The 13,901-nt window shown below is 70.2% G+C and carries 10 protein-coding genes; 4 read left to right on the top strand and 6 right to left on the bottom strand.

From position 1 onward, the window contains the following. Nucleotides 1–20: 20 nt before the first annotated feature. Both NE857_RS10430 and miaB read left to right on the top strand, forming a co-directional pair. Complete coding sequence (locus NE857_RS10430; protein ID WP_254420811.1) at nt 21–3,077, top strand: TRAP transporter permease; 3,057 nt, start codon at nt 21–23, stop codon at nt 3,075–3,077. A gap of 167 nt (nt 3,078–3,244) precedes the next feature. After that, nucleotides 3,245–4,711 carry a tRNA (N6-isopentenyl adenosine(37)-C2)-methylthiotransferase MiaB gene (gene miaB, locus NE857_RS10435; protein WP_301184353.1) on the top strand — a complete coding sequence of 489 codons (1,467 nt, stop codon included), beginning with the start codon at nt 3,245–3,247 and terminating at the stop codon, nt 4,709–4,711. Nucleotides 4,712–4,784: 73 nt separating this feature from the next. On the opposite strand, the gene NE857_RS10440 is transcribed toward miaB, so the two are convergent. After that, nucleotides 4,785–6,074 (bottom strand): cytochrome P450 family protein, encoded by a 1,290-nt coding sequence (locus NE857_RS10440; RefSeq protein ID WP_254420812.1) that lies wholly within the window; start codon nt 6,072–6,074, stop codon nt 4,785–4,787. Between the two features lie 19 nt (nt 6,075–6,093). Continuing rightward, entirely contained in the window at nt 6,094–6,834 is a 741-nt protein-coding gene (locus NE857_RS10445; protein ID WP_254420813.1) for a TetR/AcrR family transcriptional regulator, read from the bottom strand. Between the two features lie 196 nt (nt 6,835–7,030). Between NE857_RS10445 and NE857_RS10450 the strand changes: the two genes are divergently transcribed. Beyond that, on the top strand, nt 7,031–7,711 hold the full coding sequence (locus NE857_RS10450) for a class III extradiol dioxygenase subunit B-like domain-containing protein (protein ID WP_254420814.1): 681 nt from the start codon (nt 7,031–7,033) through the stop codon (nt 7,709–7,711). Nucleotides 7,712–7,744: 33 nt separating this feature from the next. Here the strand turns inward: NE857_RS10450 and miaA are convergent, their stop codons facing one another. Further along, a complete protein-coding gene (gene miaA, locus NE857_RS10455; protein WP_254420815.1) occupies nt 7,745–8,737 on the bottom strand; it encodes a tRNA (adenosine(37)-N6)-dimethylallyltransferase MiaA in 993 nt (330 codons plus the stop codon). Nucleotides 8,738–8,879: 142 nt separating this feature from the next. Here miaA and dapF point away from each other — a divergent pair, with 142 nt between their 5' ends. Beyond that, nucleotides 8,880–9,695: a diaminopimelate epimerase gene (dapF, locus tag NE857_RS10460; RefSeq protein WP_254420816.1), complete on the top strand. Its 816-nt coding sequence runs from the start codon at nt 8,880–8,882 to the stop codon at nt 9,693–9,695. A 17-nt stretch (nt 9,696–9,712) separates the two neighbouring features. Here the strand turns inward: dapF and NE857_RS10465 are convergent, their stop codons facing one another. The 3 genes from NE857_RS10465 to NE857_RS10475 form a co-directional block, all read right to left on the bottom strand. Further along, nucleotides 9,713–10,351 carry an ATP-binding cassette domain-containing protein gene (locus NE857_RS10465; protein WP_254420817.1) on the bottom strand — a complete coding sequence of 213 codons (639 nt, stop codon included), beginning with the start codon at nt 10,349–10,351 and terminating at the stop codon, nt 9,713–9,715. Nucleotides 10,352–10,375: 24 nt separating this feature from the next. Then, nucleotides 10,376–12,454 carry a bacteriocin-associated integral membrane family protein gene (locus tag NE857_RS10470; protein WP_254420818.1) on the bottom strand — a complete coding sequence of 693 codons (2,079 nt, stop codon included), beginning with the start codon at nt 12,452–12,454 and terminating at the stop codon, nt 10,376–10,378. 80 nt (nt 12,455–12,534) lie between these two features. Continuing rightward, on the bottom strand, nt 12,535–13,899 hold the full coding sequence (locus NE857_RS10475; protein WP_254420819.1) for a (Fe-S)-binding protein: 1,365 nt from the start codon (nt 13,897–13,899) through the stop codon (nt 12,535–12,537). Between the last annotated feature and the right edge of the window lie 2 nt (nt 13,900–13,901).

The raw sequence follows: 13,901 nt of genomic DNA on the forward strand, positions 1-13,901 counted from the left end.
CTAGGACAAGGACGTAGCTGATGACATCGGACCACAAGTCCCCCGGAGCGCCCGGGGGCGACACGCCTGACAGCGGGGGCACCGCTGTCAGTGAGCCGGGCTCCGCGGCCCTCAAGGGCATCGAAGAGGATCTTCAGGCTCTCGAGAAGCACGATTACACGGAGGACACCGGGGTCGAGGGAACCCGGACCGGGTTGAGCTCGATCTGGCGCTGGGGAGTGTTCTTCGCCGCTCTGGTCCTGGCGACCTTCCACCTGTGGACCGCGTTCACGGGCACTCTTCCGCCGCTGCAGCAGCGGTCGTTCCACCTGGCTCTGGGCCTCGGCCTGGTCTTCCTGCTGTACCCGACCAAGCACGGTCCGGAAGGGGCGCGCGGTCCCTTCTACGGCGCGAGCATGGCGTTCAGCGGCCTGCTGGTCTCCTACCTCATGGTCGGCGCCGCCTCCGGCACCAACACCGCCATGTACCTGTACCTGCCGCAGTGGCTGTTCGGTGTCGTGGCGGCTCTCGTTCTGGGCGGGGCTGTCGGGCTCGTCCGGGCCAGGGGAGTGTCCGAGGACACCTCCCGAGCCCAGCGGGGGGCGGGCTGGACGCTTCTCGTCGGCGCCGCGCTCATCTCCCTCGACATGGTCACGAGCGAGTCCGGCGGTGGTTTCTTCTTCCTGCCGACCCTTGGCCTGGTGCTGGTCCTGGCCGCCACGGCCCTTTCCCTCGGCTTCCTGTGCTTCCCCCGAGTCTTCCCCGAAGCCCTCTGGCCCCTGGTCCGCCGCTGGGGTCTGAGCCTCACCGGCGCCGCGATCCTGATCTACATGCTCTCGGCCGGAATCACCGGCTGGAACGTGGTCGGACCGGCGGCGCTCATCCTGATCCTGGTCCAGGCGTCCCGTCACGTGCCCCTGAAGGTGATGGGGATGCCCGCGTTCGACATCGTGCTGTCCGCGCTGGGTGTCTTCGCCGGCATGTACATGTTCGTCAACTACCAGGAGATCGCCAGGACCGTCGGGATCATGAACCCGACCTACGTGATGGTGGGCACGATCGGCATCCTGCTGATCATGGTCGCCGCCTCGCGTGTCCTCGGCGCGGCGCTGGTCGTGCTGTCCGGTGCTCTGCTGGCCTTCGCCTACTTCGGACAGGCGATGCCGGGGTTCCTGCGGCACCGGGGTTCGAGCGTGGACCAGATCATCACCAACCTGTATGTCGGAACCGAGGGTGTGTTCGGTACCCCCCTGGGGATCTCGGCCACGTTCATCTTCCTGTTCATGATCTTCGCGGCGATGCTGCAGCGCACGGGCATGGAACGGTTCTTCACCGACCTGGCGCTCGGAGCCACGGGCGCCTCCGTCGGCGGTACGGCGAAGGTCGGCATCGTCACCAGCGCGTTCTCCGGCACGATGACCGGAAGCTCGGTGGCCAACACCGTGTCCAACGGGGCTTTCACCATCCCGATGATGAAGAAGTCCGGCTACAAGCCCGAGTACGCGGGCGCCGTCGAGGCCGCCTCCTCCACGGGCGGTCAGATCATGCCGCCGATCATGGGCGCCGGCGCGTTCATCATGATCGAGTTCACCGGCGCCTCCTACCAGCAGATCCTCACCGCGGCGGCGATCCCGGCCGTGATGTTCTTCGTGTCGCAGTACGTGGTCGTCCACTACGACTCCAAGCGCATGGGCATCGGCGGCCTGCCCAAGGAGATGCTCCCGAACCTGCGGCGGCTGCTGCTGACGCGCGGCTACCTGTTGGCACCGGTCATCGCGATCTTCGCCCTTCTCTCCATGGGCTACTCCCCGATGTTCTCGGCGATGGGCGCGGTTCTGGCGACCGTCGGAATCAACCTGGTCTCGCAGATCGTCGCGATGCCCTGGAAGGTGGTCGAGGGACGGCTGCGGCCCCGGGCGTTCGGTGAGGTCGTGTCGAGCGCGCTGCGCCTCTCCCTGCCGATCATCATCGCCGCTGTCGCGGCGTCCGCACTGGTGTGGGTCCTCGACAACGTGGTGACCGGCCTGGCCCGGGGGATGACCGCTCTGGTGGTCTCCGTGGGGATCGCGTTGATCGGCATCGTGCTGGTCGTGGCCTTCCGGGCCTGGAAGGAGACCAGTGACGACCGGCTGAACCTGCACACCCTGCTGGACGGCATGGTCGGAGCCTCCCGGCTGGCCATCCCCATCATCGTGGCCTGCGCCTCGGCGGGCATCATCGCCGGTGTGATCACCACCACCGACCTCGGTCTGAAGCTCAGCCGCGGTCTTCTGGGGATCGCCGATTCGGTCACCACGGCGTTGGCCAACCTGCTCACCGCGATCGCCGTGTCGCCGATGCTGTCGTGGGCCGGCCTGGGTCCGGAGTTCGGGGCCGAGGCGGTGGCCTCCATGCGCGTCGACCTGTTCCTGATCCTCTTCATGTCGATGCTCGCCTGCCTGATCCTCGGCATCGGCCTGCCGACCACCGCCAACTACGTCATCACCGCCACGCTGGCGGCCCCGGCGATCGTCGCGGTCCTGCAGGGCGAGTTCGACACGCGCACCCTGGCCATGATCCTGTCGGCGCACCTGTTCGTCTACTACTTCGGTGTGCTGGCGGACATCACCCCGCCGGTCTGCCTGGCGGCCTACGCCGCCTCCGGCATCTCCGGGGGCGATCCGATCAGGACCGGCTTCTACGCGGTGCGTATCGCGGTCGCGGCGTTCGTGATGCCGTTCATGTTCGTGTTCAACCCGGCCATCCTGCTCCAGGACGTCACGCTGTTCACCGGGTCTGTGGCCGCTGTCTCCGGTGTGATCGGTGCGGCACTGGTCGCCCTCGGCCTCGTCGGCTACCTGGACCGGCCCCTCCAGTGGTACAAGCGTTTGGCCCTGATCGCGGGTGGACTGCTGCTGGTCTCCGAGAGCTGGCACACCAACCTGTTCGGGCTCTTCCTGGTGGTTCTGGTCATCGGGTACGAGCGCTGGAAGACCAAGAGGGAAGGCGGGCCCACCTTCGTTCCGCAGGTGGGATCGGCAGCCGCGGTACCGGGCTCCGTCACCGAGGCGGCGGAACCCTTCGCTGGCAAGGACGCCGAGAACGGGAACCGCGACTGACCGTCGCTCACGGCAGTGCCCCCGGCAGCAGTGCCCCCGGGCCCGGCCCTTCACCGGGCCCGGGGGCACTCCTGCTTGCGCGTGTAACCGAACCGATCCCCCGTGAGGGCCAGCCCGCCCCTGGCACGGGTTAGCCTGGAACGGTGAGCCAGAGTCGTACCTACCAAGTGCGGACCTACGGCTGCCAGATGAACGTCCACGACTCCGAGCGCCTCTCCGGTCTGCTGGAGGACGCTGGGTACGATCGCGCAGCCGAGGGCACCGCCGCAGACATCGTCGTCTTCAACACCTGTGCGGTCCGGGAGAACGCGGACAACCGCCTCTACGGCAACCTCGGGCACCTGCGTCCGGTCAAGGACGCCAACCCCGGGATGCAGATCGCCGTGGGCGGCTGCCTCGCCCAGAAGGACCGCGGCGAGATCGTGCGCCGCGCCCCCTGGGTGGACGTGGTGTTCGGCACCCACAACATCGGCTCCCTGCCGACCCTGCTGGAGCGCGCCCGCGTCCAGCGCGAGGCGCAGGTCGAGATCGCCGAGGCGCTGGAGCACTTCCCGTCCACGCTGCCCAGCCGGCGCGAGTCCGCCTACGCCGCGTGGGTGTCGATCTCGGTCGGCTGCAACAACACCTGCACCTTCTGCATCGTGCCCGCCCTGCGCGGCAAGGAGAAGGACCGGCGCCCCGGCGACGTGCTCGCCGAGGTCCGTGCCCTGGTCGAGGAGGGCGTCACCGAGGTGACGCTGCTCGGCCAGAACGTCAACGCCTACGGCAGCGAGTTCGGCGACCGCCAGGCCTTCTCCAAGCTGCTGCGCGCCTGCGGTGAGATCGAGGGGCTGGAGCGGGTCCGCTTCACCTCCCCGCACCCGCGCGACTTCACCGACGACGTCATCGAGGCCATGGCCCAGACGCCCAACGTGATGCCTCAGCTGCACATGCCGCTGCAGTCGGGTTCCAGCAAGGTCCTCAAGGACATGCGCCGCTCCTACCGCCAGGAGCGCTTCCTCGGCATCGTGGAGAAGGTGCGCGCGGCGATGCCGCAGGCCGCCCTCACCACCGACATCATCGTGGGCTTCCCCGGCGAGACCGAGGAGGACTTCGAGCAGACCCTGCACGTGGTCCGCGAGTCCCGGTTCGCGATGGCGTTCACCTTCCAGTACTCCAAGCGCCCCGGCACCCCGGCCGCCACCATGGACGACCAGGTGCCGCCGGAGGTCGTCAAGGAGCGCTACCAGCGGCTGGTCGCCCTCCAGGACCAGATCTCCTGGGAGGAGAACCAGAAGCTGATCGGCCGCGAGGTCGAGCTGATGGTCTCCGAGGGCGAGGGCAAGAAGGACGGCGAGCACCGCCGCCTGTCCGGCCGCGCCCCCGACAACCGCCTGGTGCACTTCGCGGTGGGCGACTCCGAGGAGCCGCGTCCGGGCGACATGGTCACCGTCGAGGTCACCTACGCCGCCCCGCACCACCTGGTCGCCGACTCCGGGATCCGGAACCTGCGCCGCACCCGCGCCGGTGACGCCTGGGACGCCCGTCAGGGCAAGCCGGTCCAGGTCAGCAAGCCGGACGTCCTGCTGGGCATGCCGAAGATCGGTGTTCCGGCCGAGCAGCCCGCCCCCGTCGGCGGCTGCTGCGACACCTGACCCGAACGCGCACGCCGCGGCCCCCGCACCCCGACCAGGGGAGCGGGGGCCTCTTGTGTTCCACAGGTGTGCGCTAGATTCCAAGCCGCACGGGGAGTTCGCTCAGCCGCAGGGTCCCCGGGACGGGGTCGGGCAGCGGTGGGCGGCCGGGTACCAGGGAGAGTTCCGGGAAGGTCCGGAAGAGGGCTTCGAAGGCGACCTCACCCTCCTGGCGGGCGAGGGCCGCGCCGAGGCAGTAGTGCATGCCGTGTCCGAAAGCCACGTGTGCCTCTCCGGGCCTGCCGTGGTGGCGGGTGATGTCGAAGCGGTCGGGATCCGGGTGGACGCTCGGGTCGCGGTTGGCGCCGGCGACCATCGCCACGGCCCGTTCCCCGGCCAGCACCTTCCCGGTGCGGAGCTGGACGTCCTCTGTCGCGTACCGGGCCTTGGCCGTGAGGGCGGTCCCTCCGAAACGGAGCATTTCGTGGACCGCGGCCGGGAGCAGGCCCGGATCGGAGCGGAGCAGGGCCAGCTGGTCCGGGTTCTCCAGGAGCGCGCGTGTGCCGTTGCCCAGCAGGTGGGCGGTGGTCTCGTGCCCGGCGACCACCAGGGTGAACACCAGAGTCACGAGTTCACTCCCGGAGAGTCGGCCGCCGTCCTCGTCCCGCACGCCGATGAGCGCGTCCAGGAAGTCTTCGCGCGGCCTTTCACGGCGTTCGACGATCATCTCCTCGATGTGGTCGATCATCGCGCCGAGGGTCTCGTTCATCGCCTCGGGCCGGGAGGGGTCGAAACGGGAGAGCTGGTGGCTCCAGGCCAGCCACTGCGCCCGGTCGGCCCCGGGGACGCCCACCAGGTCGCAGATGACCGTGATGGGCAGCGGGTAGGCGAAGTGTCCGATCAGGTCGACCACACCGTCACCGTCCGCGTGCGCGGGCAGAGCGGCCAGCAGATCGGCGCTGATCCGTTCGACGCTCGGGCGCAGCTCGTTGACGCGGCGCACGGTGAAGGTGCGCGAGACCAACTTGCGCAGGCGGCTGTGGTCGGCACCGTCCTTGTCCAGCATGGACTCGGTGAGGTAGGTGACCAGGTCGGGTCGGATCCCCAAGGACTTCAAGGCGTGGGAACGCCTGGCACCGGTCGGCCCTTCGGGCACGTTGTCCGCGTCCACGACGAACCGCCGGTCACTGAGGATGGTGCGCACGTCGGCGTCGTCGACGAAGGCCAGCGCCGCCTGGTTGTCGATGAAGAGCACCGGGGCGCAACCGCCTGCCCTCCGGATCCGTTCGATCACGCGGAGCGGGTGTTGCGCGAACTCCTGGTCGCGCATGTCGATGGGTTCCCGGTCGTCGTTTCGGTGCGCGGACGGGGCGGCGGTGGTCATACGGGCCTCCTCGGGAGGTCTACGTGGTGCGCTTGACGCGTTTCTGTTCCTGGATCTCGTCGGCCAGACGCCCGCGGAGCCCTTCGAAGAGGGCGACCGCCCCGGCCTGTACGTTCCGCATCGCGTTCTCGGAGACGTCCTGTTCCAGGAGCAGGCGGACACTGCGTGCGATCAGGTCGGCCCTGGCCGTGCGATCAGGGATGGGAAAGCCCTGCTGGGCGAGCAGGGGTTCGGAGACCAGATATCCGATGACGGTGGTGCTGTAGACGTAGTACTGCTGCTCGGCCGGGACCCGGGAACTCAGTACCCCGTGTTCGGTCAGTAGTCCCCAGTAGTCGCGCATGGCCTTTTGCCGTGCCTCGACCAGGTCGCCGACCAGGTGGGCGACACTGCTGCTGATCGCCCCGAGAGCCGCGGTGTCGTCGGTGTAGAGCCCCCGGATGATCGGGGACTCGAACTGGAGCAGGTAGATGTTGCGGGCGATCTCGCTGGGCCGGACGGCTTCGGGGCTCTCGTCCATCAGGTCGAGGAGCCGGGTCACCATCCCGGACTGGGCCCGCAGGACCACCGTGAGGAAGAGCCGTTCCTTGGTCGGGAAGTGCAGGTAGACGGTGCCCTTGCCGATACCCGCCCGGCGTGCGACGTCGTCGATGGTGGTCTTGCGATGGCCCCAGGCCACCATGAGCTCCTCCGCCGCATCGAGGATGCGGTCGGCCCGTGCCTCGCGTTCGGTGGGGGCGGGGTTGGCGGACGGGGACACCTGCGGCTCCTTCGGTTCGTGTGACGCCGGTGGTGGCGCCCACCAGCGCTGACGCGACGACCATATCCACACCCCCGATCCGGGTTCTGTCTCCCCGTCCGAACTTCTGACTGTGTGACTGAATTTCAAATTCGGTCACACAGTCAACGCTAGGCGAGGAAACGCCCGTTGGCAAGGGTGGCGGTAGCCTCGCCTTGTGTTGATCGCTGCCGCCGTGTGCCCCCACCCGCCCGTGCTGTTCCCCGAGGTCTCCCAGGGGGCCGCGCCGGACCTGGCGGCCCTGCGGGACGCCTGCGACCGGGCCGTGACCGGGCTCGGCGTCAGTGGGGCGGACCTGCTCTACGTGGTGGGGCGGGGGCCCGAGGAACGACACCACGGCCGCGAGACCGGGGGAGACCTGCGCGCCTTCGGAGTGGATGTGCGGGTGGGTCCGGAACCGGCGGTGTTGGACCTGGCAGCCACCACCGGCCGCTGGCTGGCCGAACGCTCCGGCCTGAGCCCCGACGGCTACCTGGAGGTCTCCTCGAGGACCGCTCCGGAGCGCGCCCTCGAACTCGGCGCCGCGCTGGCGGAGACGGGGGACCGGGTCGCGCTGCTGGTCATGGGGGACGGCAGCGCCCGCCGGACCGAGCACTCACCCGGCTACGTGGACGAACGCGCGATCCCCTACGACGACGCCGTCGCCGAGGCGCTGGCCAAGGCGGACACCGCCCGCCTGGCCGGGCTCGCCCCCGGTCCGGCCCGCGAGCTCATGGTCGCCGGGCGCCCCGCCTGGCAGGTGCTGGCCGGTGCGGCGGGGGAGAGCCCGCTCACCGGTGACCTGCTCGCCTACGAGGCGCCCTACGGCGTGGGGTACTTCGTGGCCGCCTGGTCCTGAGCCCGCGCCGGCCCGAACCGAAAGCGGCGCGGTTCAGCGCTGGGAGTGGGGCAGCAGCGTGGCGATGTCCACCAGGGCCTCGCCGGGCTCCTCCACCTTGCCTGCCAGAGCCGCCTCCACCTGGGCCATCGCCCGCTCCAGCAGGTTCGGGGCGTCGTAGGGCAGCCACTGCACGCGCGGGTCGCGGCGGAACCACGACTCCTGGCGGCGGGCGAACCGGCGGGTGGCCTGGGCGGTCTGCTCCTTGGCTTCGGTCTCGGTGATCTCGCCGTCCAGCTGGGCGAGCGCCTGCGCGTAGCCGAGCGCCTTGGCAGCCGTGCGGCCCTCGCGCAGCCCCTGCTTGTCCAGGCGGCGGACCTCCTCCAGCAGCCCCTGGCCCCACATGCGCTCGACCCGCAGGTCGATGCGCTCGTCCAGCTCCGGGCGCGGGGCGGTCAGCCCCAGCTGCACGCACGGGTAGAACGAGGTGTGGTCGGGCAGGTTGGCGGTGAAGGGCTGTCCGGTGAGCTCGATGACCTCCAGCGCCCGGACGATCCGCCGCCCGTTGCCGGGCAGGATCGTACGGGCCGCCGCCGGGTCGGCCTCGGCCAGTCGGGCGTGCATCAGCCCGGGGCCGACGTCGGCCAGCTCGGACTCCAGCCGGGCCCGCACCTCGGGGTCGGTGCCCGGGAACTCCATGTGGTCCAGGACCGCGCGTACGTACAGCCCGGAACCGCCCACCAGGACGGGGATGACGTCGCGGTCCGCGCAGTCGTCCACCCGCTCCCGTGCCAGGGTCTGGTAGCTGGCCACGTCGGCCGGTTCGTGCACGTCCCAGATGTCCAGCAGATGGTGGGGGATGCCCCGGCGCTCCTCCTCGGGGAGCTTCGCGGTGCCGATGTCCATGCCCCGGTACAGCTGCATGGAGTCGGCGTTGATCACCTCGCCGCGACGACCGGTGCGTTCTTCCAGCCACTCCGCGAGGTCGACGGCCAGGTCCGACTTGCCTACAGCGGTCGGGCCCACGACCGCGATCACCTTGATCATCTCTCCAGCGTAACCACGTCGGACCCGCGCTGGGGCCACACCGGGTGAGAGACAGGTGGGAATCGTGTGACGGACGGGTTACCGACCAGCGGCCGAGCGTCGGCGTTCGATCGCCGGGGAGCGCGCACCTAGGATGGTCGGCATGCGATTCGCCAAGGGCCACGGAACAGAGAACGACTTCGTGATCCTCCCCGACCCCGACGGGGAGCTCCAGGTCACGGAGGAGACCGTCCGGCTGCTGTGCGACCGCCGGGCGGGCATCGGCGGCGACGGCATCCTCCGGGTGGTGCGCACCAGCGCGCTCGGTGAGACGCTCGCCCCGGCGGCCCGCACGGCCGAACGGGCCGAGTGGTTCATGGACTACCGCAACTCCGACGGGAGCATCGCGGAGATGTGCGGCAACGGGGTGCGGGTCTTCGCCCGCTACCTGCTGCACGCCGGCTACGTCCGGGGCGACCGCTTCGAGGTCGGCACCCGCGACGGCGCCAAGGGGGTCGTGATCGAGCCCGACGGCGACGTCACCATAGACATGGGCCGGGTCGAGCGCCAGGGGACCTCCTCGGCCAAGCTCGCCCGGCAGGTCGTGCACGGCGCCCAGATCTCCGTGGGCAACCCGCACCTGGCCTGCGAGGTCGAGGGCCCGGTCGCCGACGTCGACCTCAGCGAGCTCCCCGAACTCGACGCGGAGGCCTTCCCCCAGGGCGCCAACGTCGAGGTGTATACCGAGACCAGCCCCGGGGTGCTGGAGATGCGCGTGTACGAGCGCGGCTCCGGCGAGACCCGCTCCTGCGGTACCGGCATCGTGGCGGCGGCCGCCGCGGCCACCCCCGAGGGAGAGGGCGCCACCTGGAGGGTGCGCGTGCTCGGCGGCGAGTGCACGGTCTACCTGGATGCCTCGGGCGCCCGCCTGAGCGGCCCCGCCGTCATCGTCGCCGAGGGCGAGACCGTCCTGGTCTGACGGGGCCGCACCACGGGTCAGCGCGGGGCGAACTCCCGCTGGGCGGCGACGTCGAAGGCGGTGTCGCAGGCGTCGCGCACGCTGTCGTTGTGCGTGGCGATGACCACCGCGCACCCCGATCGGCTCATCTCGCGCAGCACGTCCACGACCATGGCACCGTTGTCGCTGTCCAGGGCCCCCGTGGGTTCGTCGGCCAGCACCAGTGACGGCTGCTTCACCATGAGCCGGGCCAGCGCCACCCGCTGCTGCTCGCCCCCGGACAGGTAGTGCACCTTCTCCTTCTCGCGCCCGGCCAGGCCCACCCGCTCCAGGGCGGCAGCCTGGTCGGGACGTGTGCCCCGACGCCTGGCCACGTCCAGGTTGGCCTTCACCGTGGCGTTCTCGATCAGCGCGTAGTTCTGGAAGAGGTAGCCCAGGTGGTCGCGGCGGAACCGGCGCTGTCGACCCGGGCCCAACCGGGTGACGTCGGAGCCCTCGAACAGGATCTGCCCGCCGGTCGGTCTCTCCAGTAGCCCCATGCAGTTGAGCAGGGTGGTCTTGCCCGATCCGCTGGCGCCGACCAGGGCCAGCATCCGGCCGGGCTCGACCGTGAGGTCGAGGTCCTTCCACAGGACGCGGCTGCCGAACGACTTGCTGAGGTTCTTCAGGATGATCACGGTGTTCCTCAGTTCTTTGGTTGGTCAGGCCTGGGAAGCGCCCTCGCGGACGATCTTTCGGTGGAAGAGGGCCAGTGCGGTGACGGTGATCACCAGGCAGACCAGTACGATCCCCAGCGCGTAGAAGGGCTCGGCCCCGCTGGGTGACGGACCCGGAACACCGGCCCGGGCCGGGTCAGCCGCGGTGGCCAGCCCGGTGAGGGTGTCCCACACCGCCCAGCCCAGGAAGGCCAGGGCGATCGCACCCTCGACGAGCAGCAGCCGCCGGTGGACGGATACGAAGGCCCATCCGTTGATGTGCCGGGCGAAGATCTCCTGGGCCCGGGAACGCACGTGGACGACACACGCCGCCATCGCGGTGAGCAGCAGTACGGCCGCCGCGCCGATCAGGTTGAACAGCTCGCTGCGCAGGATGTTCAGGGTCAGGGCCTGCTCGTGGCGCGCGTTGACGGTGAGGGTCTCCACCATCGCGATGTACCGGGACGCCTCCGGGTTCTGAGCCCGGTGGTCGGCCACCACGCCCGGATCGGGAAAGACGGTGGAGCGCGCCGTCATGTAGGCGATGTACGCGCTGTCGGAGAGAACGGCGCCGTTGGGCAGGACGATGACGACGGGTTCGTGGAGCAGGGGGAGATGGGGCCGGGGGTCGTCGAAGCGTTTGGCGGCGTAGGTGAACAGCGTCTGCCCTTCGGCGGCGGGGAGCACCTCCGCTTCGGGGGCGGCCCCCGGTTCTCCGTGGAGTTCGAGCCAGGTGCCGGTGACCCCTTCGACGATGTCCTCGCTGTGTGCCGCCGCGCTCTCGGGGACGAGCACGCGCAGGGTCTCAGCCGGGCCGTACCGTTCGCCGGAGGGAGAAAGGACCTCCTGCTCGGCGAGGTAGGTGTTGTTGACGAAGAGGACCTGCTGGCCGATGTCGGGTGAGTCCCACGAGGCCGTCGGACCGGGCGGAAGGAACTCCGTGCTGCTACCGGGGATGACCAGCACCATGTCGCCGTCGGTGTCGGCGCGGCGCAGCCAGGGGCCGAGCTCGTCGTCCACGCTCAGGTCGTCGGCCCACCCGTAGTTGGCGCTCAGCGAGAGGAAGGAGGCTTCGCCCTGGCCCCGGGCCAACTCCAGTTGGACGCGTTGGTCCCGCAGGTCCTGGGCGGCTGTGACGATGCTGCCGAGAATGATCAGGGTCAGCACCAGCACGGGGGCTCTGACGAGGTAGACGGCGACGGAGGTGCTGCGGACCGGGAGGCGGCCCTTGAGAGCGGCCAGGATGTCGGTGGAGTGCACCAGGCCCAGCACGGCGGCGTGCACGAACAGGCAGGGAACCGCGAGAAACCCGAGGAAGACCAGGGCCGTCAAGCTGTAGAGACCGAGCTGATTCCACCCGTTGTACGCGCCGAGGAACACCAGCGCGGCGGCGGCGACCAGTGGCAGGACGACCGCGGCCAGCCGGGCGACCTTGAGCAGGTCGGTGGCGAGGAGCCTCGGGTAGGAATGACCCTGGAGGCGCATCACCCCGTAGTCGCGGGAGGCCAGCAGGACACCGGCCCCGGCGGCGGTTGCCGCGCCGAGCAGGGCGATCACCAACAGGTGGAACAGGTGTCCGCTGGTGAAGTAGTGCCACAACTCGGTGATCTGTGTGCCCGGTGCCTCTTGCAGGCCGTGTTCGGCCAGCGCCGCGCGCAGGGCGGTCTCTGCCTCGGGGCCGCCGAAGACGAGGTAGTGGCCGTTGGGTCCCACGCCGCCGAAGTCGGCGATGGGGTGGGTCCGGACGGTGAAGCCCCGGCCGAAGGCGGGGTAGCCGTCCGTCAACCACTCCGCCTGTGGGGAGGAGCTGTCGGGGACCGCGAGGTACAGGTGGGCGGTGGCGGACGGCTCGTTCACGTCCAGGATCGCGTATCCGATGGCGGCGCCGTGGTCGTCGGCAACCCGTTGCACGGAGGCCGCGACCTCGTCGGTGTCACCGGTCCCGTCGTTCTCGGAGATCCACACCAGCCCCGTGTCCTCAAGCACGTACTGGGTGCGTTCCACACCGGCGGCGAGAAGGAAGGCGAGGATCGAGGCGAAGACGGCACAGACCACGTAGGCGAAGGTCAGGGTTCTGTTGGGCACGGAGTGTTCCTGTCGGGGGGTGGGAACGGACCGCAACGGGCGGGATCCACACCGTTATCGCCACCTGTTCCCCGACCGGTTCACCCCCGACCGGGTCGTTTCCGGCTGTGCGAACCGAAGAGCTGCTCCGCGGCCAGGCCGCGCAGGGAGGCGTCCAGCAGCTGCGCGGTGTGGGCCACCGCGACCGACGAACCCGCGCGCTCCATCGCCGACGCGATCTGCAGCGAACACCCGGGGTTGCCCGAGACCAGGACCCGGGCCCCGGTCGAGGCCACGTCCTCGCCCTTGCGGTCGCCCAGCTCACCCGCCGCCTGCGGCTTGAAGAGGTTGTACACGCCCGCGGACCCGCAGCAGACCTCCTTGTTGGGCAGGTCCGCCACCTCCAGCCCGGGGATCTGCCGCAACAGTTCACGGGGCTGGCGGGTGACCCCCTGGCCGTGGGACAGGTGGCAGGCGTCGTGGTAGGCCACCCGCAGCGGGATCGGGTGGCGTTCGGCTCGCGGCCCCAGGGCGAACAGGTACTCGGTCAGGTCCACGACCTTCTCCGAGACCGCCCGGGCCCGGTGTACCCACGCCATGCCCGCGCCCGCCTCCGCCAGAGTTCGGTCGAAGTGCTTCATGCTGGACCCGCACCCGGCCGAGTTCACCACGATCCGCTCCACCTGGCCGGCCTCGAAGACCTCCACCAGCCGCTTGGCGAACCCGGCGGCCTCGGTGATCCGACCCGAGTGGCCCGAGAGCGCCCCGCAGCACCCCTGGGCGCGCGGGATCACCACCTCGCACCCCTCCAGGGCCAGCACCCGGGCGGTCGCGGTGTTGACCTCGGGGAAGAACGCCCCCTGCACACAGCCCACGAGCATGCCCACGCGCGCCCGGCGCTCGCCCACGGCGGGCACCAGCTCCGGCAGCGGGGGCGGCGGCGCCGCCAGCGGCGGGGCGATGCGCTCCATGGTGGCCAGGGTCGGTGAGATCCGCTCCAGGATCCCGGACCGGCGCACCAGCGAGGAGACCCCGCTCGCCTGGTAGACGCGCAGCGGTCCGCGCAGCATCCGCAGCCGCTTGCGGTACGGGAAGAGCGAGAACACCGCCCCGCGCAGCGCGCGCTCGCTCCGGGGGCGTTCGTGCTCCTCCTCGACCCGGTTCCGGGTGTGCTCGATGAGCGCGTCGTAGGCCACCCCGGACGGGCACGAGGACACACACGCCAGACAGCCCAGACAGTTGTCGAAGTGCCCGACCGCGGTCTCGGTGAGCACGTCCTCCTCGTGCGTCTGGCCCATGAGGTGGATGCGGCCGCGCGGGGAGTCCATCTCCTGGCCCCACAGCACGTGGGTGGGGCAGGTGGGCAGGCAGAACCCGCAGTGCACGCAGTCGTCGAGCAGGTCGCCGAAGAGCCGTTCGCGCTCGCCGGGACCGCCGCTGTCCGGTTCGGTCGGTAGGTCGGTCACGG

This window comes from Nocardiopsis exhalans, from assembly GCF_024134545.1.
Classification (GTDB): Bacteria; Actinomycetota; Actinomycetes; order Streptosporangiales; family Streptosporangiaceae; genus Nocardiopsis; species Nocardiopsis exhalans.